Below are 25,353 nucleotides of genomic sequence, written 5' to 3'. Positions count from 1 at the left end.
AAGCAGTCCAAACGGCCATCCACGGATGGCCGTTTTTGTGTCACCTGTTGCAGTTAAAGTTTCGAAATTGTTTCAGGGTCGCCAAATAGGCTACCTTGATGTAGAAAACGGCCCCTGAGTCGCCCACGAACTCAACCTTTTTGCGGCGAAAGGAGACGCTATGATTTTTCCGGTTCTCGATGGTCTCAAGCTGCACAAAGTGCTGCTGCGCACCGTCAAGGAATTCGTCGATGACGAAATGCCCACCTACGCCTCGGCACTGGCCTACCAGATGCTGTTCTCGCTGTTTCCCTTCCTGCTGTTCCTGATTGCCCTGATCGGTTTCCTGCACCTGCCGGACTTCTTCACCTGGCTGCGCCTGCAGTCGGAACTGGTGCTGCCGCCCCAGGCTCTGGAGCAGGTCAACCCGGTGATCGACCAGTTGCAGCAATCCAAGGGTGGCCTGCTGTCGGTGGGTATCGTGATCGCGCTGTGGACGGCCTCTGCCGGCGTGCGCCTGATGATGAGCGCGATGAATGCCGCCTACGACGTGGTTGAAGGCCGGCCGATCTGGAAGCGCTTCCCGCTGTCGATTTTCTACACCGTCGGCATCGCCGGCATGCTGCTGGCCGCCGCTGCGCTGATGGTGCTGGGCCCGCAAGTGATGGAGTGGCTGGCCGGGCAGATCGGCATGCAGGAGTTCGTGGTCACCCTGTGGACCATCCTGCGCTGGCCGTTGATTGTGATTCTGCTGATGTTCGCTGTGGCCCTCATGTACTACGTGATGCCCGACGTCGAGCAGAAATTCCGTTTCATCACCCCAGGCTCAGTGCTGGCGGTGGTGGTGTGGATCGTCGCGTCACTGGGTTTTGGCTACTACGTCAAAACCTTTGCCGACTACAACGCCATGTATGGCAGTATCGGTGCAATCATCGTGTTGCTCCTGTACTTCTACATTTCCGCCGCCGTGCTGTTGCTGGGCGCGGAGATGAATGCGGTGATCGAACACATGTCCGCCGAGGGCAAGGACCCGGGTGAAAAAGAGTTCGATGAGCCCGGCCACACCGATGAAAAACAGCACGTCTCAGGCCTCGGCCGGGACCACTCCAAGCCCACTGCCGATGAAGTCTGATCGATGATCCGTGAAATTCTGAAAATGGGCGACGAGCGCCTGCTGCGTATCGCGCCTCCGGTTCCGCCGGAAATGTTCGACAGCCCCGAGCTGTGGCAATTGATCGATGACATGTTCCAGACCATGGAGCACGTGGGCGGCGTCGGCCTGGCCGCACCGCAGATCGGTGTCGACCTGCAATTGGTGATCTTCGGTTTCGAGGCCAGCGAACGCTACCCGGACGCGCCGCCGGTGCCGCAGACGATCCTGATCAACCCGCTGATCACGCCGTTGAGTCCGGTGCTGGAGGAGGGCTATGAAGGTTGCCTGTCGGTGCCGGGTTTGCGGGGTGCGGTGGATCGCTATCAGCAGATTCGTTATGAGGGCTTCGATCCCAAGGGCGAGCCGATCGTGCGCATTGCCGAGGGCTTTCATGCGCGGGTGGTGCAGCATGAGTGTGATCACCTGATCGGCCGGTTGTACCCGTCGCGGATTACCGACTTCACCAAGTTCGGGTTTATCGAAGTGATGTTTCCGGACATGGATCCCACGGCCGACGACTAACTCTCAGACATACTGAGATCAACCTGTGGGAGGGGGGTTATTGGCTCGGTTTAATGAACCGCAGCGTCATCCGATCCGACTCCCCGATCGCCACATACTTCGCCTTATCCTGCTCGCCCAATCTCAGCGTCGGCGGTAGCGTCCACACGCCAGCCGGGTAATCCTTGGTGTCCTTCGGATTGGCATTCACCTCGCTCTGTCCCGCCAGCTTGAACCCGGCATCGGACGCCAGCTTCACCACCTGCGCCGTTGTCAGGTAACCGCTGTCCTTGATCGCTTCCAGATCCGCGCCGTCCTTGGCCCGGTGATCTTCCACGCCCAGCACGCCGCCCGGTTTCAGTACCTTGTAGAACGCACTGAACGTGGCCGGCGCAGTACCTGCCTCGACCCAGTTATGCACATTGCGGAAGGTCAGTACGGCATCCGCCGAAGCCGGCTTGCCGAACACCGGCGCCTTGGGGTCGAACTCGACCACCTCGGCCTTGGTGTAGTGAGCCGGATCAGCCGCGAATTTCTTCTTCAGGTTCTCTTCGGACGTCCGCGCGTAAGCACTGCTGCTGGCGGCCTGCACGGCGGCAATGTACTGCCCGTGATCCTTGAGCAACGGGGCCAGCACTTCGCTGTACCAGCCGCCACCGGGGGTGATCTCGATCACCGTCTGCTTGGCGCCCAAACCGAAGAATTCCAAGGTCTGCTGTGGATGCCGATAGCCGTCGCGGGCGCTGTTGGCCGGGTCGCGCCAACTGCCGGCGAGCACGCTTTGGTACTGCTTGGCGGTAATGGGCGCGTCGGCTGCCTGGCTCAAGACTGGAACGAGCAGGGCGGTGAGGGAGAGGGCTGCAAGCGTCGTTTTCATGATCATCCTGTAAAGGGCCACTGTGCCGCCGAGGCTAGCATGGGCCCTGCAGGCGTCGATCACACATTATCTGCGGTCGACCTTACCAAACGATCTAAGCCCATCGCGATCATGGGTTTGTTGCGCTTGTAGCGTACCCAGCGTTCGCTGAGGGATTGCGGCAGCACGGTGTCCTGGGTGAAGCCCATGCGTTGATACAACCCTTCCAGGTCTGGATGACACAACAACCACAGGGTGCCGTCGACATCGGCAACCGCTGCCGCGATCACCCGCGCCGCCAGCCCTTGGCCGCGATAGGCAGGGTCAACGAAAACCCCGGTCAACCATTGCCCTCCCACCACGGGCGTCAGGCACAACCCGGCGACGATCTCATCGTCCCGCGCGACCCACAACCGCCCACCCTTGAGCGCCTTCATCGACGAATTGTGGTTGCGGTAAAACTTGTTCAGCAGCGGCCACAGCGGCTCTGCCAGCGGTTCGATGTTCAATTCGGGCATGGTGTTCAGGCAGCGTTATCCAGGGCTGGGGATTATAAGCGCCTTCTGCCGGGCAATAGGTGGTATACCCAGTGCTACATCCCCTGTTAGTGGAGCATGCATCATGGCCAAAGGTATGGATTCAAAGAAAGCCGCGAAGAAAAAACCGGCAAAGACCGCCGATGAAAAACGCGCAGACAAAAAGGCCAAGAAGTCTGAAACAGGCCTGTTCGGTCACTGAGTTACAAGCTTAGAACCAAACGATCTGCAAGATTTTCCCGCCCCATTGCACAGAGCAGGAAACACCTGCTCTGAGCGGCTGATGGCCAACTACCTTGATCTGACCCAACGCCGGGAAATCGAAGCCCTGGCCAGCACCTTTACCGCAAGAACCGAATGGCCGACCTGGCTGTTGTTGATCGGCGTGTACGCCGGTTGGTTCGCCGTGATCCTCGGCAGTCAATGGCTGGGCCTGGGGTTGAGCCTCTTGCTGCTGATTCCGATCGTGACGCTGTGGTTGTCGTTGCAACACGAATTGCTTCACGGCCATCCTACCCGTTCGTTGCGACTCAATAAGCTGCTCGGCTATGCGCCCTTTGCGGTGTGGTACCCGTACACGCTGTACCGCGACAGCCACCTGCTACACCACAACGACGAAGACCTGACCCTGCCGGGCATCGACCCGGAAAGCCGTTACCTCAACCAGCAGCAATGGGACAACAGTTCGCTGTTCGAGCGTGGCGTGCATTGGCTGACCAAGACTGTGCTCGGTCGCTTTGTGTTGGCCGCACCCTTGGCAATCGGCCGTTTGGCCCGTGATGAATTCCAGCGCCTGCCCCAGGTGTGGCCGATGTGGCTGAGCCACGGCGCCGTCACCGTATTGATGCTGGGTTTCATCGCTCATTACAGCGCGCTCTCGGTGTGGCATTACCTGCTGCTGGTCAGCGTGCCGGCCTTGTCCCTGGCGTCGATCCGTTCCTACTATGAACACCGCCCGCACCCGCAGCCGGAGCAACGTACAGTGCTTAACGAAGCGTCCTGGCCGTGGACCTGGCTGTTCCTCAACAACAACCTGCACCTGGTGCACCACGACTTGCCGAAACTTCCCTGGTACTTGCTGCCCACGGTCTACCATGCCCGCCGTGAACAATGGGTGGCGCGCAGCGGTGGGTTCCTGGTGCCGGGTTACGGCCAGTTGATCAGTCGCCACGGCCTCAAGGCCATCGATAGCCCCCGGCACCCTTTTGCGTGAGAGATGACCATGAGTGACCACTACGCCGAGCTGCTGATGTATGTCGCGCCCGCGCCGATCGATCAGGCCAACCAGCAATGGATTGCACGCATCCTCCAACACCTGAACCTGGGTCGGCGCAACGCCGATCATCTCGATCTGCACAGCCTGTGGCTTGCGCCCGAATTGGTCGTGACCCAGACCTGCGGTTATCCGTTGATGACTCAACTGCGCGGCCAGGTCCGCGTCATCGGCCGCCCGCGCTACGAGTTGCCCCATAGCAGCCAAGGCGAGCATTGCAGCTTGCTGCTGACCCGCGATGACAATCCGCGCCGCACGTTGGAGGATTTCTACAACAGCCGTGGCGTAATCAACGGCCACGACTCCAACAGCGGCATGAACCTGCTGCGCGAACGCCTGGCACCCTTGCAACGCGACGGGCACTTCTTCGCCAGCGTCGCCATCAGCGGCGCCCACCGCGAAAGCCTGCGTTGGCTGCGCGAAGACCGCGCCGACCTGGCGGCCATCGACAGCGTCACCTACGACTACCTGGCCCGTTTCGCGCCGCAGGAAGTGGCGGGGCTGCGCATCGTCAGCCGTAGCGCGCCGAGCCCGACCTTGCCTTACATCGGCCCCTTGGGCTTAAGCGATGAGCAGGTCATTCAACTCCGCCAGGCCATGAACCAGGCGTTGCAGGACTTGCCACAAGTCGCCGAGACGCTGGGCCTGCAGGCCGTGATACCCGCCAGCGAAGACGACTACGAAGTGCTCCTGGGCTACCAACGACAGGCCATCAGCGCTGGCTACCCAATACTTCAATAAGGTTATATAAAAATACCTTTTAAATATTATTAAAGAATAAGCAGCCTTGCTAGGATCGCTCCACCGGAACACCGGACATAACGCGCAACCTACTCAGATGGAGCCACTATGTCCGGCGCCGACACATCTCACAGCGATTACGTGGGCGGATTGTTCCGCAGTCATTACGACTGGCTGTGCAGCCGTTTGCACCGCCACCTCGATTCCCGTGCCCACGCCGAAGACATCGCCGCCGACACCTTCGTCCAGCTGCTGAGTGCGCCGGGTGTCGTGCCCATTCGCCAGCCGCGTGCGCTGCTCACCACCATCGCCCAGCGGCTGATGTATCAACTGTGGCGGCGTCGTGATCTGGAACGGGCCTACCTCGACGCCCTCGATAACGACGAAACCTCCACTGCGCCATCTCCCGAAGAGCTGGCGCAAATGCTTGAAGCCCTGCAAGCCATCGACCAGTTGCTCGACGGCTTGCCGGCCAAGGTCAAGGCGACCTTCTTGCTCTCGCAGCTCAATGGCCTGACCTATCCGGAAATTGCCAGCGAACTGGGGATTTCCCAGCGCTCGGTCAGCGATTACATGACCCGCGCCTTCAACCGCTGCCTGCGGCTGTGCCTGGAATGAGTGACGAGTTGATCGACAGCGCCACGCGCTGGTACGTGCTGTTGCGCTCCGGCCAAGCTTCGACGGGCGACTGGCAACGCTATGAACAATGGCGCGCCGCCGACCCGCGTCATGACGCCCTGTGCCGACAGTTGGAAACCCGCTTGGGCGTGTTCCAGGTTCCCCAGGCGCAAGGGGTGAGTGGCAAGGTGTTGCAGCAGGCGCTGGAGGCACCGTCCAGTCGACGGCATGTGTTGCAGGTCGCGCTGGCCGGTGCTGGTGTGGCAGTTGGCGCGGTGTTGTTGGCCAAGCCGCTGGGCCTGCCATTGACTGAACTGACGGCGGATATCCGCACCGGTACCGGCGAGCGCCGTACCGTCGCGTTGGACGATGGCAGCGAATTGCTGCTCAACGCACAAAGCGCGGCCGACATCCAGTTTGATCCGAAACGCCGGCTGATACGCCTGCGCGAGGGCGAGTTGCTGGCCAAGGTCGCCAGCGACCGCATCCGACCGTTTTTGATCCAGACCGACCAGGCGCGTCTGCGCGCCTACGGCAACCGTTTTTTACTGCGCGAACGGGAAGGGCAGGGCCAGGTCGTCGCGCTAAACGGCGCGGTGGAAATCGACGGTCAGAACGGCGAACGCCTGCAACTCGCCGCTGGCCATGAAGTGCATTACGACCGCGCCGGATTCGGCCCGGTGCAGGCCAGTTCCTCCGGAGCCACGGCCTGGGTCGATGGCTTCCTGCAAGTGCGCGACCGGCCGCTGGCTGAAGTCATCGACGCGCTGCGGCCCTATCACAATGGCGTGCTGCGCCTGGACCCCGCTGTGGCGGGCCTGCGCGTCAGCGGCTTGTACCGGCTCGACAACCCACAGCAAATCCTCGACACCCTGGCGCGCACCTTGCCGATCCACATCACCCGCCGCAGCGGTTTTTGGGTGACTGTCAGTGCGGTCTAGCAGGTTCACGCGGTGCCTGTGGGAGCTGGCTTGCCTGCGATGCAGGCGACTCGGTCCATCAGCCCTACCGAGGCGATTTCATCGCAGGCAAGCCAGCTCCCACACTGATCGGGTTCTCACTTCAAGTGTGGGTTCTAAGGACATAACCAAACGATCTGCAAGTTTTCCCTCCGCTGTCCCACATCACTCCCGTAAGCGCTGCGGGGAGCAGCGCCGTCGAGTTTCCTTGGGGGGAGCCAAAGTGAATCAGTTCAACCGTGTGCCGCTTCGAACCTTTGCCCTGGTGCCGTTTGCCAGCCTGTTGTTCTCGTTTGCGGCCAGTGCAGAAGAGTCGCGCCAGGTCTATCACATCGCACCTGGCCCGCTGGATGAAGTGCTGCTGAACATCAGTCGCCAAAGCGGCCAGGTGATCTCGTTTACGCCGCAATTGGGCAACTATTCCTCGGCCAGCGTGGACGGTTCTCTGTCGGCGCAGCAGGCCGTAGACGCTGCGCTCAAGGGCACCGGCCTGCAAGTCCAGGTGAGCCCGGACGGCGCGTTCATCATCAAGGAAGGCGCGAGTAAAAATGCGACCAGCAACGTCAACGCGCAAACCCGTGCAGCGCAAGCGCCGACCCTGGACCGCGTGGTCGCCATCGGCACCCGGCGCAGTGACGCCACCGCCTTGACCAGCGCCGCGCCGGTGGATGTGATCAACGCCGAAGAACTCAAGCAGACCGGCGCCACCAGCCTCAACCAGGCGCTGTTCCAACTGCTGCCGTCGTTCAACTTCCCGCAGAACCAGAGCGCCACCCGTGGCCAGAACCCCAAGGGCGCGTCCCTGCGTGGCTTGGCGCCGGACCAGACGCTGGTGCTGATCAACGGCAAGCGCCGCCATGCCTCGGCGGTGGTGAACATCTCCGGCGGCGTGCCGTTCATTGGCGCACAGCCGGTGGATCTGGACATGATCCCGATCAGCAGCATCGACCACGTCGAAGTGCTGCGCGATGGCGCCTCGGCGCAATACGGCTCGGATGCGGTGGCGGGCGTGGTCAACATCGTGCTCAAGGAGCGTGACAGCGGTGGGCAGGTCAACACCCAACTGGGCAAATACGCCCAGGGCGACGGCTTCAGCAAAACCACCGACGGCTGGTACGGCCTGGGGTTGCCGGGGGATGGCTTCCTGACCCTGAGCTTCAACACCCTCAATAACAAACCCACCGACATTGGCGACAAATACGTCGCCGACGGCCAGTTGCAAGACCCGCGCTGGGGCGGGGCCGGGCGCGATAAATTCAACCTGGCGGCCAACGCCGAAATCGGCCTGAACGACCAGTGGCGTCTCTACAGTTTCGCTACTTTCGGCCAGGACAAGTCGGTGAACAACACGCCGCCGCTGCTGGCGAACAATCCGAACAACGTGCCGGGCATTTACCCCAACGGCACCATTCCCAAATACCGCTACCGCTATGAAGACGGCGCGCTCACCGTCGGCACTCGCTATGAAGACGAGACCCTAGGCCGCTTCGACCTCAGCGCCACCTACGGTCGCGACAAGCACGATGAGTTGGCCTTCAACACCGTCAACCCGAGCTACGGCCTGAACAGCCCGACCAAGTTTGATGTGGCTACCCTGGTCAACGAGCAGACCAACCTTGGCCTGGATTACGCCAAGGATCTGGACGTCAACTGGTCGAGCCATCCGCTGACCGTCTCGGCAGGCATTGCCTACCGCCATGAGCAGTATCGTCTGGAGGAGGGCGACTACGAGTCCTACTCCTTTGGCGGCATCAACGGTGTGCAGGTCGGCGCGGTCCAAGCCTCGGGCCTCACGCCAGACGACGCCGGTACCTACAAGCGGGATGTCGGCGGCGTGTACTTCGGTCTGGAGCACCAGCTCACCGATAAATTCCAGGTCGGCCTGGCCGGGCGCACCGAGCACTATTCGGACTTCGGATCGGCCACCACCGGCAAGCTCTCGGCGCGGTATGACTTCACGCCGCAGGTGGGCTTGCGTGCCACGGTGAACAACTCCTTCCGTGCGCCGACCCTGGGGCAGATCGGCACGTCGTGGACCACCACCACCAACGTCGACATCAACGGCAACCCGGTGCTGACGCGCATGTTGCCCGCCGACAACCCGGCCGCCCGAGCCTTGGGCGCCGAGCCGCTCAAACCGGAAAAATCCACCAACTACTCCTCGGGCCTGGTGTTGCGTCCGGTCGAAAACGCTTCATTGACCATCGACGCCTACCAGATCTCGATTCGTGACCGCCTGCTCTACAGCGGCGGCATTTCCGGGCCGCGCGCCGAGCAGATCCTGCAGCAAGCCGGGTTTGGCCAGTACACCTGGGCGCAGTTCATGACCAACGCGGCCAACACCCGCACCCGTGGCGTCGACATCGTCGGCAAGTACAACCTGGACCTGGCGCAGTACGGCGCGTTGAGCCTGTCGGCCGGCTACACCAAGGCACGCACCACGATCGAGAAGGTCCACGAAAACCCCAACGGCTTCGACATCCTCACCCGCGAAGCCCGTGGCTTCCTGGAGCACGGTTACCCCGAAGACAAACTGGTGCTCGGCGCGACCCACCGCATCGGCGCGTGGACCATCGCCCTCAGCGAAACCCGCTACGGCGAATACCGCAAATACGCTGCCAGTGAAGCCAACGCCCAGTACGACCAGACCTTCGCCGCGCAGTGGAACACCGACCTGGACGTGAACTACGCCTTCACCAAACAACTGCGCTTGTCGGTCGGCGCCAACAACCTGTTCGACAGCAAACCCGACGACTTCAACACCCGCCTGCGCCAGACCCCGGGCCAGCAGTACAGCTACCTGTCGCCGTCGGCGCCGGAGGGAGCGTTCTATTACACGCGGCTCAGTTATGACTTTTAACCGATCTTGAATCCGCAGAGATCAAATGTGGGAGCGGGCTTGCTCGCGAATGCGGTGGGTCAGTTGATGCAAGTGTTGACTGACCCAATGCCTTCGCGAGCAAGCCCGCTCCCACACTGGATCGTCTGTGCTCTGGAAATTGATTCACCACGAGGTTCTGCATGAAAACACTTAAACACCTGCTCGGTGGCTCGCTGCTGGCACTGGCCGTTTTGGCGCAGCCAACAACGGCGGCCGAAGCCGTCAAACCCATTCACTTCGGTGACATTACCTGGGAAAGCGGCAGCCTGATCACCGAGGTACTGCGCCTGATCGTCGAGAAAGGCTACGGCCTGCCGACTGACACTTTGCCCGGCAGCACCGTGAGCCTGGAAGCCGCCCTGGCCAAGGACGATATCCAGGTGATCGGTGAAGAGTGGGCCGGGCGCAGTCCGGCGTGGGTCAAGGCGGAAAATGAAGGCAAGGTGTTCGGCCTGGGCGACACGGTCAAAGGCGCCACCGAAGGCTGGTGGGTGCCGGAGTTCGTGATCAAGGGCGATGCCGCGCGCGGTATCAAACCCCTGGCGCCGGACTTGAAGTCGGTGGCCGACCTGCCGCGCTACAAGGACGTGTTCCGCGACCCCGAAGACCCGAGCCGTGGGCGCTTCCTCAACAGCCCCACCGGCTGGACCTCGGAGATCGTCAACAGCCAGAAACTCAAGGCCTACAAACTCACTGACAGCTTCGTCAACTTCCGCACCGGCTCTGGCGCGGCGCTGGATGCCGAAGTGGCGTCGTCGATCCGTCGTGGCAAGCCGGTGCTGTTCTACTATTGGTCGCCGACGCCGCTGCTGGGTCGGTTCAAGCTGGTCAAGCTGGAAGAACCGCCGTTCAACGCCGAGGCCTGGAAGACCCTGTCCGACGCGAAAAACCCCAACCCCATCGGCACTCGCTCGATGCCGGCGCGTCTGGCGATTGGTGTGTCGGCGCCGTTCAAGGCGCAGTACCCGCAACTGGTCAGCGTGTTTGAAAAGGTCGACCTGCCGATTGATCTGCTTAACGGCATCCTCGGCGAAATGAGCGAGAAACGTACACCGCCGCGCCAGGTCGCTGAAGCGTTCCTCAAGAGCCATCCAGACATCTGGCAACAGTGGGTGCCGGCTGATGTGGCTGCCAAGCTGAAGGGAGCGCTCTGATGCTTAAAATCTTCGCTGCTGCGGTACTTTCGCTGGTCGCCGGTCAGGTGCTGGCGGCCGAACCTGCCACGTTACGCATCGGTTACCAGAAAAGCTCGGTGAGCATGGTATTGGCCCGTGAGCACAAACTCTTCGAGGACGCGTTGCCCGGCACCCAGGTGCAGTGGATCGAATTCCTCGGCGGCCCGCCGCTGATCGAGGCGCTGAACGGCGGCAGCCTGGACATCGGCAATATCGGTGACATACCGCCGATCTTCGCCCAGGCCGCTGGCATCGACTTGCAGTATTTCGCTGTCGAACCCAACGAAGGCAAGACCGAAGCGGTGTTGGTGCCCAAAGCCAGCAGCGTGCACAGCGTGGCCGAACTCAAGGGCAAGCGCGTGGCGCTGCTCAAGGGCTCCAGCGCCCACAACCTGTTCCTGAAAAGCCTGCTGCGCGCCGGTTTGCAATGGAAGGACGTGAACGTGGTGTACCTGTCGCCGTCCGATGGCCGCGCTGCGTTCGAGCAAGGCAAAGTCGACGCGTGGGTGGTGTGGGACCCGTACTACTCCGCGGCCGTGGTCGACGGTTCCGCCCGCGTCCTGGGCGATGGCCAGGGCCTCAATCCGGCGGGCAGTTTCTTCGTGGTGAGCAGCCCGTTTGCCAAGCAATATCCGCAATCCATTGGCGCGATCATCCAGACGCTGGCCAAGGCGCAGCGCCTCTCCCTCGACCAGCCCGAAGCGAGCATCGCGCTGATGGCCAAGACCCTGGGCCTGCAACCGGCGGTGGTCAAGAGCTACTTCGAACACCGCTCGCCCGCGCCGATTCGCCCGCTGGAAGCGGTCGACGTCGGCAACCAGCAACGCACTGCCGACCTGTTTTTTGCCAACGGCCTGATCCCGAAAAAGGTCGATGTACAGCAAGCTGTCTTCAAGGCGCCATAACCATGCAACCAATCTACATCGACTTTCTCAACGGCCTGGACATCGACGAACTGGGGCTCACCAATGATGAAATTCTCACTGCCATCGAAGCCAGCCTGGCGATCCAGGGCCGTGGCGAGGCGGTGATCGAGCCGCGTACCCACCTGATTCCCGGCGGCGAGATCAACGGCCACTTCAACGTATTACGCGGTGTGCTGGGCGGCGATATCGGCTATGCCGGCGTCAAAGTGGTGGGGGATTTTGTCGACAACTATCGCAAGGGCTTGCCCTCGGAATTGGCGATCCTCAACCTGCTGGACCCGGCCAGCGGGATTCCCAAGGCGATCCTGGATGCCTCGGCGATCACCGATATGCGCACCGGTGCCATCACCGCCATCGGCGCCAAATACCTGGCCCGGCCCGACAGCAAAGTGCTGGCGCACATTGGCGCGCGTGGCACGGCGTATTGGAACGTGCGCTTGCTGGATCACCTGTTCGACTTCGACGAAATCCGTGTGCACTCACGCCGCAGCGAAAGCCGTGAAGCCTTCGCCGAGCGCCTGCGCAAGGACCTGGGCAAACCGGTGATTGTTACCGACGATTGGGAATCCACCGTACGTGGCGCTGACATCGTGGTCGAGGCGTCGCGCCTTGATCAGCCCGAACCCTTATTGCGCACCGACTGGATCAAACCCGGTGCTTTCGTGGTGCCTTACGGCACCATGAGCGCGGTGGAGTTGTCGCTGACCGACATCATGAGCAAGCTCGTGGTGGATGATTGGGGCCAGTGCAAAGGCGGGCTTTTTGGCTCGCTGCGCGCCCACGTCGACGCCGGAAAACTCAGCGCCCAGACCCTGCATGCCGAACTGGGCCAGATCGTGGCCAGCTTGAAAACCGGCCGGGAGAACCCCGAGGAAACCATCCTCTTCTGGCACCGTGGGCTGAGCCTCAGCGATATCGCGTTGGGCCATGCGCTGCTGGAAAAAGCCGGGCGCCTGGGGATTGGCCAGCGGTTGCGCTGGGCATGATTCACTTCGACCCTCAAGGTTTGGCCCTTACCGATTTACTGGCGATTGCCCGGCAAGACGTACCGGCGGATTTCTCTGCGCAGGCCCGTCAGCGTATTGAAGAAGGCCACCAGTTGTTGGTGAAACTGGCGGCTGAAGGCACGCCGATTTATGGCGTGAATACCGGCCTCGGTGCCGCGGTGGATACGGCGGTGGTGCCCGTACAGGCGAACATTCCGTTGGGGCGCGCGGTGGGTGTTGGACGCCTGGCCAATCGTCAGGAGCTGCGCGCCATCACCGCCGCGCGCTTGGCCGGATTGGCCCAAGGGCGTTCGGGCATTTCGGGGCAAGCAGCGCAGGCGTTGCTGGATTTACTCAACGCCGGTGCCGAACCGCAAGTGCCGTTACTCGGCTCGTTGGGCGAGAGCGACTTGGCGCCATTGGCGCACCTGAGCCTGGCACTGTCGGTGCCGTTGACCGGCAAGGACGGGCTGGCGCTGGTCTCGGCCAATGCTGCCAGTGTCGGGCTCGGCGCGTTGCTGGTCGCCGAGGCGCAGCAAGTGTTGGCGGCGGTGCTGGCGGCGCTGGCGTTGTCGTGCGAGGGCTATCGGGCCAACCTGAGTCCGTTCCAGCCATGGGCTTCGCGCCTGCGGCCGGCACCGGGGCAAACCGAACAGTCGGCGGCGTTGTTGCAGTTGCTGGCGGGCGGTGAGCTGGCGGACAGCCCGCGTCGTCTGCAGGACCCCTTGAGCTTCCGCTGTGCCACGGTGGTCCAGGGTGCGGCGCAGCAGGCGTTGCGACAGCTGCATGAGCTGGTCGAACTGGAATTGCGCAGCGGTGCGGATAACCCGGCGTTGATCAGCGAAGAGGCGTTGGTGTTAGCCACGGCGAATTTCGACAGCACGCATTTGGCGCTGGCAGCTGAAGGCTTGGGCCTGGCGCTCAATCGAGTAGCCGCATGCAGCGCCGAGCGGATTGCCAAATTGCTATCGCCGGCTTCGAGTGGTCTGCCGCGCTTCCTCATCACTCAACCCGGTCATGTCGGCCTGGCCGCCTTGCAGCGCACCAGTTCGGCGTTGGTCGCAGAAATCGGTCACTTGGCCAATCCACTGCCGGCGGTGAGCGTGCCGGTGGCGGACCGTGTTGAAGACTATGCGGGCCAGGCGCTGGCCGTGGTCGACAAGACCCGTCGCTTGACCGAGCGGGTGTTGTGGCTGGCCAGTATTGAACTGATCGTCGCCGCGCAGGCAGTGGACCTGCGCGGTGAGCTGCGTCTGGGGGACGGCGCTCGGCAGATCCATGAAACCGTGCGCAGCCAGGTGGCCCATCTGGATAAGGATCGTGCGGGTTCGGTAGATGTGCTGGCGCTAAGCGCCTTCATCTCGACTCATGGGTTTTCGGCGGCCAACGCCGCAATCACCGCCGGCCGCTCACCCACCCGCTGCTGAAACGCCGCCAGCGCTGGCCAGTCGCCCAGATCCATCGCGTGAAACGCCGCCCAGCGCAGCACCACGAACAGGTAGGCATCCGCCACCGAGTACTGCGCGCCCAGCAGGTAGTCCTGACGCTCCAGCGTGTGCACCAACACCGCGAAGCGCTTGAACAGCGTGGCCTGGAATGAGGCTTTTACTTCGCCTTGAATCGCGTTGTTGAAGAACACCGCCAAGCCGCCATGAATCTCGGTGGCAATGAAATTCAGCCATTCTTGCAGGCGCACGCGCTCCCAGCTGCCATTGGCCGGCGCCAGGCCTGCGGCGGGTTTCAGGTCGGCCAGGTATTGCAGGATTGCACTGGCTTCGGTCAGTACCTGGCCATTGTCCAGTTTCAGCGCCGCGACGTAGCCCTTGGGGTTGATCTGCAGGAAGTCTTCGCCGTCGGCGGTGGTCTTGGCCTGGTTATCCACCAGTATCAGATCGAACGGCAGCGCCAATTCGCGCAGCACGATATGCGGGGCGAGGGAACAGGCGTGGGGGAAGAAGTACAGTTTCATCTGGGGCAGCTCCGTTGAATTTGCGCCAGTCTCGCGGGCGTGGCACCGTGCGTAAAATTAAACGTTCAGACCCCTGCCATAAGGACAGCTACTGCGATGATGAACCTGATGCACTGGCGCTTGCTGGTGGCCGTGGCCGATCACGGCAGCATCACCGCCGCCGCCGAGCGCGTGGGCATGACCCAATCTGCCGCCAGCCAGGCCATGGCCGGTATGGAAGCGACGCTGGGCGCGCAGCTGTTTACCCGTGAACCGCGCAAGACTTTGCCCACCGCCCTCGGTTTGAGTGTGATCGAGCAGGCGCGGGTGATGCTTGGGGCCTTGCAGACGATTCGTAGCACCGTGGACGAAGCCCGGCCCATGTTGCGTGGGACGATTCGCATCGCCAGTTTCCCCATGGTGCTGGCGACGTTTCTGACACCCGCGTTACAGCGTTTTGCGCAGCTTTATCCCGGGATAGAGGTCACTACCCTGGATGTCACTGACAACGAGGTGCTCACCTTGCTCGACACCGGGCTCATCGATTTGGGCGTGGTGCTCAATCCCAAGCCGGAGCGCAATGCGACGGTGCTGGGCCGTGACTTCTGGATGGCCGTGCTGCCTGTGGACCATACGCTGGCCCAGCGCCCGGTGGATGCCACGGTGTCGCTCGAGGAACTGCTTGAGCAGCCTTTCGTGCTGGCTACCGGTGGGTGCACCGCCAATGCTCGCAGCCTGGGCGCCGCCGCAGGGCTGACGCTGCGCGATATCCGCGTGGAAGTGCGTGAGTGGAGCAGTGCCTTCAGCCTGGTGCGTGAGGGCGTGGGCGTTACGTTGGTGCCGGAAATGGCCTTGCCGGCCCAGCGCAAGGGCTTGCGCGTGATGGCGTTGGATGTGCCGCTGCACCGTGAATTTGCCTTGGTCGGTGCGCCGGATCGCCCACCGTCTGCCGCCGCCCTCGCATTGTTAAAAATGCTGGATGACTAGTGGCCTTGCATAGCGCCAAGCCCTGTCTATGCTCATCCAGAACCGTTGATGACGCTTGGCATATAAAGCGATTCGGATGGTTGTTCCCATAAAGATCTGCCAGCAATATTCAATCCGTGAATGGAATGCGCCTCGCCGGGCGCTGGTAATTGAAGGGTGATCCGAACATGTTCAACCGCCATCACAAATCCGACCTGCAAGAAATCGAACGTTTCTCCTGCGCCCTCACCGAATCCAACGCCAAACTGGCCGCCATCAGCCGTTCCATGGCCATGATCGAGTTCGACCCCAGTGGCGTGATTCTCGACGCCAACGACAACTTCTGCAAAACCATGGGCTACAGCGCCGAGGAGATTCGCGGCAAACATCACCGGCTCTTTTGCGAAGAGGCCTACACCCACACCGACGCCTACGCCAAGCTCTGGCGCGACCTGGCGCGAGGCGAGGCCCTCAGTGGCACCTTCATGCGCCTGAACAAGCGCGGCCAGGAAGTGTGGCTGGAAGCCAGCTACATGCCGGTGCTGGACAAGGACAACCACGTGCAGAGCGTGATCAAAGTCGCGTCGGACATCACGGCGCGGGTCCATCACGAACATGAAAACCAGAGCCTGATCGACGCCATCGGTCGTTCCATGGCGGTGATCGAGTTCACCCCGCAGGGCCAGATCCTCAACGCCAACGACAACTTCCTGAAGACCGTGCAGTATTCCCTGGATGAAATTGTTGGTCAGCACCACAGCATGTTCTGCCACCGCAACGAAGTGGAGTCGCCGGCCTACAAGGCGTTCTGGGCGTCGCTCAATCGCGGCGAATACCACTCGCACCGCTTCGAGCGCAAAAACAAGTACGGCAAGACGCTGTTTCTGGAAGCGTCCTACAACCCAATCTTCGACACCAATGGCCGGCTGTACAAAGTGGTGAAGTTCGCGAGTGACATCACGGACCAAGTCACCACCCTGCGTAATGCCGCCGACTCGGCCCACGCCACCTCGGTGCAAAACGACGCCTGCGCCCGCAAGGGCTCGGAGGTTGTGCAGCAAACCGTGCAGATCATCGAAGAAATTTCCCACGACCTGAACCAGGCGGCCGTGAGTATCGACGCGGTCAGCAAGCAATCGGACATCATCGGCGCGATCGTGCAGACCATCCGCAGCATTGCCGAGCAGACCAACATGCTGGCGCTCAACGCCGCGATCGAAGCCGCAAGGGCGGGTGAACACGGACGCGGTTTTGCGGTGGTGGCGGACGAGGTGCGCAGCTTGGCGGCGCGGACCAGCCAGGCAACGGTGGAAATTGTCGATGTGGTGCGCAAGAACCACGACCTGTCGCTGAGTGCGGTGTCGAGCATGCAGTCAAGCTTGAGCCGCACGGGCTTGGGAGTGGAATTGGCGAATGAAGCGGGGCAGGTCATCCTGGAGATCCAGGAAGGGTCACGGCATGTGGTGGATGCGATCGGGCAGTTCAATTCGACGCTGCAACTGCAATAATCTGTAGGAGCGAGCTTGCTCGCGAAAAAACTCACAGGCGACGCGTTCATCCAAGATGCCCGCGTTATCGTTGACGTTCTTCGCGAGCAAGCTCGCTCCTACAGTGGCGGGTACCGTCAGATCGCAGCCAGCGTCTCTTTCACCGCCTGCGCCTGCGGGTCAACGGTCTTCGCTGCTACCTGCTGCTCTTGTTGCTGCTTCAAGCGTTCAGCGACTTCCTTGGCAATGGCGTCCTGTTTTTCCTGCGGCAGCGCCTGCACGTCTTCCTCGGTCAAACCCTGTTCCTTGAGCAATTGCTCACGGATACGCTCGGCCGGGGATTTGCTCATGTAGTCCGTGAACTCGGAGCGTGCGGTGCTGGCAGTCGCACCGGTCTTTGGCACGTCCGGGGTTGCGGTAGCGGCAGTGACGGCTTCTGTGCTGGTCTGCAATTGCACGCGGGTCTTGGCGAAGGCCTCGTCGATGCGGTCGTTGGCCTTGTCCAGTTCCTTCTGCGCGGCCGGCACGGTCACGCTTTGTTGCGCGGCTTGCAAGGCACCGCTGTACAGCGCGCTGGCAGCGGCGTTGGCGGGGTCCATGTCGGGCCGTTTGAGTTGTTGAACGGTCGACACGGCTTGGGTGTTGTTGTTAACCAGCATGATCGGTCACCTGGGGGAATGTTCGGTGCCACAGGTGGAGCAAATAGCGTGCCGGGTGTGAAGTGCCCGGTTCTATTGGGGATCGCCTGGCCGCTGCGGCAAACATTGTCCCGCATGCGGCCAACCATTGCCGTCAGTGGGCGATGTTTTCCAGCGCCAGGTTCCGCGTGCGCGGCCCGAACCAACTGATGGTGATCATCACGATCAACATGCTGCTGGCAATGAACGCCAACACGCCCGGTGTGCCCAGGTGTTCGAGGATAAAACCGATCAGCAAACTGCTGAACACTGTGGACAAGCGGCTGAACGAGTAACAGAAACCTACCGCCCGTGCGCGGATGTTGGTGGGGAACAATTCACTTTGGTACGAGTGATAACTGAAGCTCAGCCAGGCGTTGCAGAAGGTGATCATCACCCCGCAGATCACCAGCCCCACCGCCGTGGTTTGCAGGGCAAACAGACTGCCGAAGATCATCGCGCCCAAGGCCGAGCCGACGATCTGCCATTTGTTTTCAAAGCGGTTGGCCACCCTCACGAACAGCAACGGCCCCAACGGGTAGGCGAGGGTGATGATGAAGGCGTAGAGCAAGCTGTGGGTCACGCTGACGCCCTGGCCGGATAGTAACGCCGGTAGCCAGTTGCCAAAACCAAAGAAACCGATGGCCTGGAACACATGGAACACGATCAGCATCAAGGCGCGGCGGCGATACGGTGGTTGCCAGATATCGGCAAAGCGGCCGTTGCCCTGCACGCTGACGGCTTCGGGCTCGGGCTCATCCAGCGGTTTGCCATGGTCCTTCTGGCAGCGTGCTTCAAGGTTGTCCATGATCGCACCGGCCTCTTCGAAACGACCTTTTTGCGCAAGCCAACGCGGCGACTCCGGCAAACGCTTGCGCAATTGCCAGATAAACAGCGCAAACACGGCGCTCGACAGCACCACCCAACGCCAGCCGGACACGCCGAACGGCGCTTGCGGCACCAGCCACCATGACATCAACGCCACCGCCGGCACTGACAGGAACTGGATAAAAAACGCAAAGGCAAACGCCGAGCTGCGCATGCGCTTGGGCACTAGTTCCGAGAGGTAGGCGTCGATGGTCACCAGTTCAATGCCCAGGCCAATGCCGACCAGGAAACGCATGCAGATGATGCCCACGGCGGAGGTCTGGATACCCATCAATACCGTGGCGACGGTGTACCAGATCAACGCAAAGGTGAAGATCGCCCGCCGTCCGAAACGGTCGGCGATAGGGCTCAGCAGGCTGGCGCCGAGGAACAGGCCGAGGAAGGTTGCCGAGGCAAAGGCGGCCTGGTCCGAGAAACCGAACACGCCCTCGCTGCCGGTGTGGAAAATCCCGTCACTGATCAGGCCGGGGCTGATGTAGGCGGTCTGGAACAGGTCATACAGCTCGAAAAAACCACCGATGGAGAGCAACGCCACCAGGCGCCAGACCGTGGCGACGGCAGGCAGGCGATCGATGCGTGCGCTGATGTGGGCGGCGCGGATTGGATCGATGCCGTCGGTGCTAGAGAGTGCGGGCATGGGGAAACTCAATAAGTGATCGGAATCTCAAATGTTTGAAACGCGTCATCCTGGGGATGGTAACCCAGCACCCGTGTGGTTTCGCTCAGGTCCAGGCGCTTGAAGCGGTTATTGGAAATACCATGGGCAATCAAGTGCTTCACGCCCTCGGCTTCCACCGAACGTTGCAGCAACTGCACCGCATCACGCGGGCTGAGCCAGGCGCTGAGGTCGCGGGCGTTGTTGAGGTCGTGGGTTTCGGGGAATTCGAAGGCACCGATGCGCAGGGCAATGGTCGACAACGGGGTTTTCGCGGCGTAGTAGCCACACAGCGCCTCGCCGTAGCATTTGCTCACACCGTAGAGGTTGGCGGGCATGACCGGCATGCCGGGCGTGATCTGGCGGTCTACCGGGTAGCCTTCGATGGTTTGCGCGCTGCTGGCGAATACCAGGCGCTTTACCCCGGCCGTCACGGCCGCTTCGAACAGGTAGGTGGTGGCGAGGATGTTATTGGGCAGCAACTCATCGAACGTCGCGCTGGCGTGGGGAATGCCCGACAAATGCACGATCACGTCGATACCGTCGAGCAGGGCGGCCAGGCTGGATTTGTCGCTGAGGTCGGCGTGCACGAAGTGGTGTTCGCCCAAGTCGAAATCCGGCGCGATGCGGTCGGTGAGGGTAAAGCGGTAACGGTCTTTGGATGCGTCGAAAAACGTCTTGCCGATTCTGCCGCAGGCGCCGGTGAGCAGTACGTTGAGTCCTTTCACAGTGGGGTCCTTGTGTTTAGTTATGGCCGTCGAGGGCGAAGGTTTTAAAGCCAGGGCGCTGGCTGAGGCGCTGGTAATACGCCTCCACCGCAAGGTAGGGCGGATGTTCCAGCGGAGCGTTGCGCCAGCGGTGTACCGAGAGGCCGACGAGGATGTCCGCCAGGGTGAATTCAGCGCCGGTGACGTAGGCTCCGGTCTTGATCAGCTGTTGTTCGAGCAGGCCCATCTTGTCGTTCCAGCCTTGCACGCCCGCCTGGATGCGTTGTGGGTCCTGGTAGTCCGGGTTCTGGCGCACCAGCGCATGGAACGCGTAGCCCCAGGACGGGTTGAGTTCGGTGGCTTGCCAGTCCATCCATTGCTCGACCCGGGCCCGTGGGGCGGGTTCGGCGGGGAGCAGGTCGTGGCGTTGGTAGAGGCTGACGAGGTAACGGCAGATGGTGTTGGATTCCCATAGCACGCCGTGGTCATCGATCAACACCGGCACCTGGGCGTTGGGGTTCAGGGCGAGGAATTCGGGAGACTGGGTGGGCGTGTAGCCGATGCCCCAGTCTTCCCGTTGGTAGTCAATGCCCAGTTCCTGGCAGGTCCAGAGCACTTTGCGCACGTTGATGGAGGACGTGCGCCCCAAGATTTTCAGTGAATGTCCCATGGTGCTTCCCTGGCAGTGGCGATGACCCTGGGAATTTAACAGCGGTGCCCGGTTGAAGCTACGCAGATGTTGCGGGCAACGCCGAGGCGGGCAAGCCGAAAGTGCGATCGAACAGCCAGTTGAACGCAAAGGTATAGCAGGGGATGAACAGGATCAGTGCCAGGTCGAGCAGGAACGCTTGCACCAGGCTGACGTTCATCCACCAGGCGATCAGCGGAATCAGGAACACGATCAGTGTCAGTTGGAACCCCACAGCATGGGCGATGCGGCGTTTGACCGTGCGCGTGCGGTCGCGCTGGCGGCTTTCCCAGCGTTCGAAAAGCGAGGTGTAGATGAAGTTCCAGGTGACCGCAATCGTGGTGATCGCTACGGCCAATGGCCCAGTGCTGGAGGGATGAGCGCCCGACAGCAACGCTAGGCCGATGGCTGAAAAGGTCATGCCGATCAGTTCAAACAGTGACACATACACCAACTTGCGTTTCACACCTTGCATCGCCACTTCCTCATTTCCAGGTGACAGGACCGTCTGTTGGCAGGGAAGATAGCGTCACTATGGCTGACATAAAAAGTCAGAAGCTTTCAGTTTTTTTGACAGGTTGCGTATGAGCTTTTCAAGCGACAGCGTTGAATTATTCCTGGCGGTGATTGAGTCCGGCTCATTTTCGGCGGCCGCGCGGGCATTGGGCAAAGTCCCTTCCGCGGTGAGCATGGGGATTGCCAACCTTGAGGCCGAGCTGGGTTACCCGTTGTTTGATCGCAGTCATCGTGAACCGGTCCCCACGGATCTTGCGTTGGCGTTGATTCCCCACGCACGGCTGATGGCCGAGCAACTCAAGCAGTTGCAGGTGCATGCGTTGCAGCTGTCCCGCGGCCTTGAGAGCAAGCTGTCGATCGGCGTGGGGGTGGATATCAACACACGCCGCCTGTTGGCCGCCATCGGTGAAATCGGCGAGGCCTTTCCATTGTTGGAAATCGAAGTGCTGACCGCCCCGCAGGATGATGTGCTGCAACTGTTACATCTCGGGCGCGTGCAGGTGTGCGTGGTTTTTGCGGGGCTTCGCGTCAATGTGCTGGAACGCTTTCAGTTTGTTGACAGTGAACAATTGATCGCCTGTATCAGCCCGCAACATCCGCAGGCGGGCGGTGAGCCTTTTCTGGAAGACCTGGTGCGAGTACGGCAGATTCTGGTGGCCGGTCGGGATATTCCCCTCAGTGACCGCCGGCCGCTGGTGGGGCAATCCTATTGGCGTACCGACAGCCTGGGCATGGCCCTGGATATGGTGGAAGCGGGCTTGGGCTGGGGGAATTTCCCGCTGTCGGCAGTGGCGCCGTTGCTTGAGGCAGGCCGATTGCGGCGGTTGAACTTCAAGAACATCGAGAACGGTTTGGCGATGGTGGTGAATGCGGTGTGGTTGAAGAACCAACCGCTGCACAAGGGGGCGTCTGCATTGGTACAGGCGCTCGCTGACGCGGCTCGGTAAATGCAGGCGCCCCGCAGATGGCGTCCTACGTACTCTCCCGCACCTGCAACTCAAACCCCATGTCCACCACCGGCTTGGCGATCTTGTTGCCCGCCATGATCGTCAATAGGTGCTCCGCCGCCCGCCGCCCAATCGCTTCTCGCGGAGTGCTGATGCTGCTCAGGCGCGGCACCATGAAAGACGAGGCAGGCAGGTCGTTGAAACCGAGCACCGCGACGCGCTCCGGCACTTTGATGCCATGGCGCATGGCTTCCAGCAAGGCTCCCTGGGCCAAGTCATCGTTGCCGAAGAAGATTGCATCCACGTCGGGATGGGCGGCCAGCAGTTGCAGGAAGAGTTCGCCGCCCAGGCCGACTGAGGAGGGGCGCGGCGTCAGCAGTTCCAGTGCCGGGTCGTACAGGCCAGCCTGTTGCAGCGCACGACGGAAACCTTCGCCGCGCAGCAACGTGCGTTGGTCCAACTGCGCACCGATGTACGCCAGGCGTTTGTACCCACGGGACAACAGATGCGCCGCCGCCGTTTCGCCCGCGCTCAGTTGTGAGAAACCCACGCAGTTCACCCCGGCGTTCGGGTCCAAATCCATCATGTAGACGCAGGGCACATTGCTGGCCTCGACCATCCGTCGGGCGCTTTCGGTGCGATCAAACCCGGTCAGCAGCAAACCCCGTGGCTGGTAGGCCATGTAATTGCGCAGCAGGTTTTCTTCTTCATCGCGCGAATAGTGGAAGTTGCCGATCAGCACTTCGAAGCCCTTGGGCCGCAGCACCTGATGGATGGCTTCGAGGGTTTCGATAAACAGCAGGTTGGACAGCGACGGCACCAGCACCACCACCGAATGGCTCTGGGCCGAGGCCAAGGCGCGGGCGGCGGGGTTGACCACGTAGTTGAGTTCGGCGGCGGCCTGCTGCACTTTTTCCACCAGTTCGGTGGCGACGGTGCTGATACCGCGCAGGGCGCGGGAGGCGGTAATCGGGCTGACGCCGGCCAGGCGGGCGACTTCGTTAAGGGTCGGGCGACCCGTGGTGCGCAATTTTTTATCGTTCTTGGAGGTCATCAGGCGGCTTGCCAAACAAAAATCGAGGCACTAAGGTAGCGCTGTCTCCAAAAGGCTGCAAATTCTTGAACAAAGGGTTGCCTGATCCTGTTCAAAGCGTTGGAGCGGATGCACGCGTCACTCCATAAAAAAAGACAAGACGGCGCGGGAAAAGCCTGTTTTTGCACTAGCCTTACAGCGTGCAAAGGTAGCGCTATCTGCGTCCTGAGGTGTTTCATGAGTCAACCTGTTACCGCCCTGGTCATCATGGGTGTTTCCGGCTGTGGCAAGTCCAGCGTCAGCGAGGCCCTGTGCCGCCTGAACGGTGCCACCGCCATTGAAGGCGACAGCTTTCACCCTGCCGCCAACATCGAAAAGATGAGCGCTGGTCACCCCCTCAACGACGACGACCGCGCCGGCTGGCTCGACATCCTCTGCGATGAACTGCGCCGTTCGCTCAAAGCGGGCGAGCATCCCGTGCTCACTTGTTCCGCCCTGAAAAAGAAATACCGCGACCACCTGCGCGAAGCCGCGCCGGGCCTGGGTTTTGTCTTTTTGGAGCTGACCCGCGCCGTGGCCGCCGACCGCGTGTCCCATCGCCCTGGGCATTTCATGCCAGCCAGCCTCATCGACAGTCAGTTTGCCACCCTTGAATCGCCCAAAGGCGAACCGCTGACCCTGGCCCTCAACGCCAGCGAAGACAGCATCGAGGAACTGGCCGAGCAGACCAACGCCTGGTGGCTGCAACACGGCTTTGAACCTACTCATTAATTTTTTGCCGGAAAAGATAGCGCTATCCCCGGCAGGAAATTCAACACCCGCTTTAATAACAACAACAAACAGGAGAGACCCCCCATGTTTGGCATGTCCCACGAGTCTTATCTGCTGCTTGATGCAGTGGTCACTATCATCGGGTTGATCGTTCTGATCACCAAGTTCAAGGTGCATCCGTTTATTGCACTGATCATCGCGGCCGGCTTCCTCGGCCTGACCTCGGGCATGCCCGTGGACAAGATCATCAAGGCGTTCCAGGACGGCTTCGGCGGGGTGCTCGGCTTTGTCGGCATCATCCTCGCGCTGGGCACGATGCTCGGCAAGATGATGGCCGAATCCGGCGGTGCCGATCAGATCGCACAAACCCTGATCCGCGCCTTCGGCAAAGAGAAGGTCCAGTGGGCCATGATGTTCGCCGCGTTCCTGGTGGGCATCCCGCTGTTCTTCGAGATCGGCTTTGTGCTGCTGATTCCGCTGGTGTTTATCGTGGCGCGCCGTACCGGCGTGTCGCTGATCAAGATCGGCATTCCGCTGCTGGCCGGCCTCTCGGCAGTACACGGCCTGGTGCCACCGCATCCGGGCCCGCTGCTGGCCATCGGCGTATTTGGCGCCGACATCGGCAAGACCATCCTCTACGGCCTGATCGTCGCACTGCCGACGGCCATCATCGCCGGCCCGATCTTCGGTACGTTCATTGCCAAGTACATCCCGGGCAACCCGTCCCAGGAACTGGTCGATCAACTGGCGCGCGAGTCGGAACACAAGAACCTGCCGAGCTTCAGCATCACCCTGATTACCGTGCTGTTGCCGGTGTTCTTGATGCTGCTCAAAACCTTCGCTGATATCGGCTTGCCGGACGGCCACATTGTGCGCAACTGGATGGACATGATCGGTCACCCGATCTCCGCCCTGTTGCTGGCGCTGCTGCTGTCGCTGTACACCTTTGGCCATCGCCAAGGCATCCACTCCAAGCAGATCCTCAAGTTGCTCGACGCCAGCCTGGCGCCGACCGCTGCAATCATCCTGATCATCGGTGCCGGCGGTGGCTTCAAGCAGATGCTGGTGACCAGCGGCGTGGGCGACGTGATTGGCCATATGGCGGTGAACGCGCAGATCAATCCGATCCTGCTGGCGTGGCTGGTGGCGGCGGTGATTCGCGTGGCAACCGGTTCGGCCACGGTGGCGACCATTACCGGCGCAGGCATTGTGGTGCCGGTGGTGGGGATGATTCCGGGGGTTAACCGTGAGCTGCTGGTGTTGGCGACGGGCGCGGGTTCGTTGATCCTGTCTCACGTCAACGATGCGGGGTTCTGGCTGGTGAAGCAGTACTTCAACATGACCGTGGCGGAGACGTTCAAGACGTGGACGGCAATGGAGACGATTCTGTCCGTCGTGGCGTTGATATTCATCATGCTGTTGTCGCTGGTGGTGTAACAGATACACCACAAAACAACTGTGGGAGCGAGCAAGCCCGCTTGTGTCT

At 61.4% G+C, this 25,353-nt stretch carries 25 protein-coding genes and 1 pseudogene; 17 read left to right on the top strand and 9 right to left on the bottom strand.

Annotation, left to right across the window (positions count from 1 at the left end):
* Positions 1 to 160: 160 nt before the first annotated feature.
* Both HX793_RS02120 and def read left to right on the top strand, forming a co-directional pair.
* Entirely contained in the window at positions 161 to 1,111 is a 951-nt protein-coding gene (locus HX793_RS02120) for a YihY/virulence factor BrkB family protein (protein WP_016975971.1), read from the top strand.
* A 3-nt stretch (positions 1,112 to 1,114) separates the two neighbouring features.
* A complete protein-coding gene (gene def / locus HX793_RS02115) occupies positions 1,115 to 1,654 on the top strand; it encodes a peptide deformylase (RefSeq protein WP_016975972.1) in 540 nt (179 codons plus the stop codon).
* 37 nt (positions 1,655 to 1,691) lie between these two features.
* Here def and HX793_RS02110 read toward each other — a convergent pair whose 3' ends face one another.
* Positions 1,692 to 2,510, bottom strand: coding sequence for a class I SAM-dependent methyltransferase (locus tag HX793_RS02110; RefSeq protein ID WP_177053484.1), 819 nt, complete (start codon positions 2,508 to 2,510; stop codon positions 1,692 to 1,694).
* Positions 2,511 to 2,569: 59 nt separating this feature from the next.
* Positions 2,570 to 3,007, bottom strand: coding sequence for a GNAT family N-acetyltransferase (locus tag HX793_RS02105; RefSeq protein ID WP_177096753.1), 438 nt, complete (start codon positions 3,005 to 3,007; stop codon positions 2,570 to 2,572).
* 301 nt (positions 3,008 to 3,308) lie between these two features.
* On the opposite strand from HX793_RS02105, the gene HX793_RS02100 reads away from it, so the two are divergent.
* The 9 genes from HX793_RS02100 (at position 3,309) to HX793_RS02060 (ending at position 14,011) form a co-directional block, all read left to right on the top strand.
* Entirely contained in the window at positions 3,309 to 4,238 is a 930-nt protein-coding gene (locus tag HX793_RS02100) for a fatty acid desaturase (protein ID WP_177096755.1), read from the top strand.
* Positions 4,239 to 4,247: 9 nt separating this feature from the next.
* Positions 4,248 to 5,039 carry a phosphate/phosphite/phosphonate ABC transporter substrate-binding protein gene (locus HX793_RS02095; protein WP_177096757.1) on the top strand — a complete coding sequence of 264 codons (792 nt, stop codon included), beginning with the start codon at positions 4,248 to 4,250 and terminating at the stop codon, positions 5,037 to 5,039.
* Between the two features lie 108 nt (positions 5,040 to 5,147).
* Positions 5,148 to 5,657 carry a sigma-70 family RNA polymerase sigma factor gene (locus HX793_RS02090; protein WP_016975977.1) on the top strand — a complete coding sequence of 170 codons (510 nt, stop codon included), beginning with the start codon at positions 5,148 to 5,150 and terminating at the stop codon, positions 5,655 to 5,657.
* On the top strand, positions 5,654 to 6,598 hold the full coding sequence (locus HX793_RS02085) for a FecR domain-containing protein (RefSeq protein WP_177096759.1): 945 nt from the start codon (positions 5,654 to 5,656) through the stop codon (positions 6,596 to 6,598). The genes HX793_RS02090 and HX793_RS02085 overlap by 4 nt, the downstream gene beginning before the upstream one ends.
* A gap of 241 nt (positions 6,599 to 6,839) precedes the next feature.
* Positions 6,840 to 9,476: a TonB-dependent receptor gene (locus tag HX793_RS02080; protein WP_177096761.1), complete on the top strand. Its 2,637-nt coding sequence runs from the start codon at positions 6,840 to 6,842 to the stop codon at positions 9,474 to 9,476.
* Positions 9,477 to 9,637: 161 nt separating this feature from the next.
* Positions 9,638 to 10,651, top strand: a complete 1,014-nt coding sequence (locus tag HX793_RS02075; protein ID WP_177053490.1) for an ABC transporter substrate-binding protein — start codon at positions 9,638 to 9,640, stop codon at positions 10,649 to 10,651.
* Positions 10,651 to 11,577 carry an aliphatic sulfonate ABC transporter substrate-binding protein gene (locus HX793_RS02070; RefSeq protein WP_177053491.1) on the top strand — a complete coding sequence of 309 codons (927 nt, stop codon included), beginning with the start codon at positions 10,651 to 10,653 and terminating at the stop codon, positions 11,575 to 11,577. The genes HX793_RS02075 and HX793_RS02070 overlap by 1 nt, the downstream gene beginning before the upstream one ends.
* Positions 11,578 to 11,579: 2 nt before the next feature.
* On the top strand, positions 11,580 to 12,584 hold the full coding sequence (locus tag HX793_RS02065) for an ornithine cyclodeaminase family protein (protein WP_177096763.1): 1,005 nt from the start codon (positions 11,580 to 11,582) through the stop codon (positions 12,582 to 12,584).
* Complete coding sequence (locus HX793_RS02060; RefSeq protein WP_177096765.1) at positions 12,581 to 14,011, top strand: aromatic amino acid lyase; 1,431 nt, start codon at positions 12,581 to 12,583, stop codon at positions 14,009 to 14,011. The genes HX793_RS02065 and HX793_RS02060 overlap by 4 nt, the downstream gene beginning before the upstream one ends.
* Here the strand turns inward: HX793_RS02060 and gstA are convergent.
* Positions 13,951 to 14,553: a glutathione transferase GstA gene (gstA, locus tag HX793_RS02055; RefSeq protein WP_177053493.1), complete on the bottom strand. Its 603-nt coding sequence runs from the start codon at positions 14,551 to 14,553 to the stop codon at positions 13,951 to 13,953. The two genes, HX793_RS02060 and gstA, sit on opposite strands and share 61 nt — an antisense overlap.
* Positions 14,554 to 14,649: 96 nt before the next feature.
* On the opposite strand from gstA, the gene HX793_RS02050 reads away from it, so the two are divergent.
* From HX793_RS02050 to HX793_RS31920, 3 genes and pseudogenes are all read left to right on the top strand, one after another.
* Positions 14,650 to 15,519, top strand: a complete 870-nt coding sequence (locus tag HX793_RS02050; RefSeq protein WP_177096767.1) for a LysR family transcriptional regulator — start codon at positions 14,650 to 14,652, stop codon at positions 15,517 to 15,519.
* A gap of 167 nt (positions 15,520 to 15,686) precedes the next feature.
* Positions 15,687 to 16,463: pseudogene (locus HX793_RS31925) on the top strand (PAS domain-containing protein); the annotation flags it as partial.
* Positions 16,437 to 17,006, top strand: coding sequence for a methyl-accepting chemotaxis protein (locus HX793_RS31920; RefSeq protein ID WP_371858026.1), 570 nt, complete (start codon positions 16,437 to 16,439; stop codon positions 17,004 to 17,006). The pseudogene HX793_RS31925 and the gene HX793_RS31920, both read left to right, overlap by 27 nt.
* Before the next feature lie 116 nt (positions 17,007 to 17,122).
* Here HX793_RS31920 and HX793_RS02040 read toward each other — a convergent pair whose 3' ends face one another.
* The 5 genes from HX793_RS02040 to HX793_RS02020 all read right to left on the bottom strand — a co-directional run bounded on the left by HX793_RS02040 (position 17,123) and on the right by HX793_RS02020 (position 21,075).
* The gene (locus HX793_RS02040) at positions 17,123 to 17,644 is read right to left on the bottom strand and encodes a hypothetical protein (protein WP_016975987.1); all 522 of its coding nucleotides are present in this window, start codon (positions 17,642 to 17,644) and stop codon (positions 17,123 to 17,125) included.
* 133 nt (positions 17,645 to 17,777) lie between these two features.
* Positions 17,778 to 19,187: an MFS transporter gene (locus tag HX793_RS02035; RefSeq protein WP_177053495.1), complete on the bottom strand. Its 1,410-nt coding sequence runs from the start codon at positions 19,185 to 19,187 to the stop codon at positions 17,778 to 17,780.
* Between the two features lie 8 nt (positions 19,188 to 19,195).
* Positions 19,196 to 19,933: an NAD-dependent epimerase/dehydratase family protein gene (locus tag HX793_RS02030; protein WP_177096770.1), complete on the bottom strand. Its 738-nt coding sequence runs from the start codon at positions 19,931 to 19,933 to the stop codon at positions 19,196 to 19,198.
* Between the two features lie 16 nt (positions 19,934 to 19,949).
* The gene (locus tag HX793_RS02025) at positions 19,950 to 20,582 is read right to left on the bottom strand and encodes a glutathione S-transferase family protein (RefSeq protein ID WP_177053497.1); all 633 of its coding nucleotides are present in this window, start codon (positions 20,580 to 20,582) and stop codon (positions 19,950 to 19,952) included.
* A 58-nt stretch (positions 20,583 to 20,640) separates the two neighbouring features.
* Positions 20,641 to 21,075 carry a PACE efflux transporter gene (locus HX793_RS02020; RefSeq protein ID WP_016975991.1) on the bottom strand — a complete coding sequence of 145 codons (435 nt, stop codon included), beginning with the start codon at positions 21,073 to 21,075 and terminating at the stop codon, positions 20,641 to 20,643.
* Between the two features lie 109 nt (positions 21,076 to 21,184).
* On the opposite strand from HX793_RS02020, the gene HX793_RS02015 reads away from it, so the two are divergent.
* A complete protein-coding gene (locus HX793_RS02015; protein ID WP_177096772.1) occupies positions 21,185 to 22,063 on the top strand; it encodes a LysR family transcriptional regulator in 879 nt (292 codons plus the stop codon).
* A 25-nt stretch (positions 22,064 to 22,088) separates the two neighbouring features.
* On the opposite strand, the gene gntR is transcribed toward HX793_RS02015, so the two are convergent.
* Entirely contained in the window at positions 22,089 to 23,120 is a 1,032-nt protein-coding gene (gene gntR, locus HX793_RS02010) for an HTH-type transcriptional regulator GntR (RefSeq protein WP_177004864.1), read from the bottom strand.
* A gap of 213 nt (positions 23,121 to 23,333) precedes the next feature.
* On the opposite strand from gntR, the gene HX793_RS02005 reads away from it, so the two are divergent.
* On the top strand, positions 23,334 to 23,867 hold the full coding sequence (locus tag HX793_RS02005) for a gluconokinase (protein WP_016975994.1): 534 nt from the start codon (positions 23,334 to 23,336) through the stop codon (positions 23,865 to 23,867).
* Between the two features lie 84 nt (positions 23,868 to 23,951).
* The gene (locus tag HX793_RS02000; protein ID WP_017738791.1) at positions 23,952 to 25,304 is read left to right on the top strand and encodes a GntP family permease; all 1,353 of its coding nucleotides are present in this window, start codon (positions 23,952 to 23,954) and stop codon (positions 25,302 to 25,304) included.
* The last annotated feature ends 49 nt before the right edge of the window (positions 25,305 to 25,353 follow it).

Origin of the sequence: Pseudomonas reactans, from assembly GCF_013387025.1 — a bacterium.
GTDB classification, from domain to species: domain Bacteria; phylum Pseudomonadota; class Gammaproteobacteria; order Pseudomonadales; family Pseudomonadaceae; genus Aquipseudomonas; species Aquipseudomonas reactans.
Note: the sequence above shows the minus strand (reverse complement) of the source record. Positions and strands in the feature narration are given on the sequence as shown.

Coding starts and splice junctions, on each gene's coding strand:
- HX793_RS02120 (WP_016975971.1), top strand. CDS start 161: ATGATTTTTCCGGTTCTCGATGGTCTCAAGCTGCACAAAGTGCTGCTG.
- def (WP_016975972.1), top strand. CDS start 1,115: ATGATCCGTGAAATTCTGAAAATGGGCGACGAGCGCCTGCTGCGTATC.
- HX793_RS02110 (WP_177053484.1), bottom strand. CDS start 2,510: ATGAAAACGACGCTTGCAGCCCTCTCCCTCACCGCCCTGCTCGTTCCA.
- HX793_RS02105 (WP_177096753.1), bottom strand. CDS start 3,007: ATGCCCGAATTGAACATCGAACCGCTGGCAGAGCCGCTGTGGCCGCTG.
- HX793_RS02100 (WP_177096755.1), top strand. CDS start 3,309: ATGGCCAACTACCTTGATCTGACCCAACGCCGGGAAATCGAAGCCCTG.
- HX793_RS02095 (WP_177096757.1), top strand. CDS start 4,248: ATGAGTGACCACTACGCCGAGCTGCTGATGTATGTCGCGCCCGCGCCG.
- HX793_RS02090 (WP_016975977.1), top strand. CDS start 5,148: ATGTCCGGCGCCGACACATCTCACAGCGATTACGTGGGCGGATTGTTC.
- HX793_RS02085 (WP_177096759.1), top strand. CDS start 5,654: ATGAGTGACGAGTTGATCGACAGCGCCACGCGCTGGTACGTGCTGTTG.
- HX793_RS02075 (WP_177053490.1), top strand. CDS start 9,638: ATGAAAACACTTAAACACCTGCTCGGTGGCTCGCTGCTGGCACTGGCC.
- HX793_RS02070 (WP_177053491.1), top strand. CDS start 10,651: ATGCTTAAAATCTTCGCTGCTGCGGTACTTTCGCTGGTCGCCGGTCAG.
- HX793_RS02065 (WP_177096763.1), top strand. CDS start 11,580: ATGCAACCAATCTACATCGACTTTCTCAACGGCCTGGACATCGACGAA.
- HX793_RS02060 (WP_177096765.1), top strand. CDS start 12,581: ATGATTCACTTCGACCCTCAAGGTTTGGCCCTTACCGATTTACTGGCG.
- gstA (WP_177053493.1), bottom strand. CDS start 14,553: ATGAAACTGTACTTCTTCCCCCACGCCTGTTCCCTCGCCCCGCATATC.
- HX793_RS02050 (WP_177096767.1), top strand. CDS start 14,650: ATGATGAACCTGATGCACTGGCGCTTGCTGGTGGCCGTGGCCGATCAC.
- HX793_RS02040 (WP_016975987.1), bottom strand. CDS start 17,644: ATGCTGGTTAACAACAACACCCAAGCCGTGTCGACCGTTCAACAACTC.
- HX793_RS02035 (WP_177053495.1), bottom strand. CDS start 19,187: ATGCCCGCACTCTCTAGCACCGACGGCATCGATCCAATCCGCGCCGCC.
- HX793_RS02025 (WP_177053497.1), bottom strand. CDS start 20,582: ATGGGACATTCACTGAAAATCTTGGGGCGCACGTCCTCCATCAACGTG.
- HX793_RS02020 (WP_016975991.1), bottom strand. CDS start 21,075: ATGCAAGGTGTGAAACGCAAGTTGGTGTATGTGTCACTGTTTGAACTG.
- HX793_RS02015 (WP_177096772.1), top strand. CDS start 21,185: ATGAGCTTTTCAAGCGACAGCGTTGAATTATTCCTGGCGGTGATTGAG.
- HX793_RS02005 (WP_016975994.1), top strand. CDS start 23,334: ATGAGTCAACCTGTTACCGCCCTGGTCATCATGGGTGTTTCCGGCTGT.
- HX793_RS02000 (WP_017738791.1), top strand. CDS start 23,952: ATGTTTGGCATGTCCCACGAGTCTTATCTGCTGCTTGATGCAGTGGTC.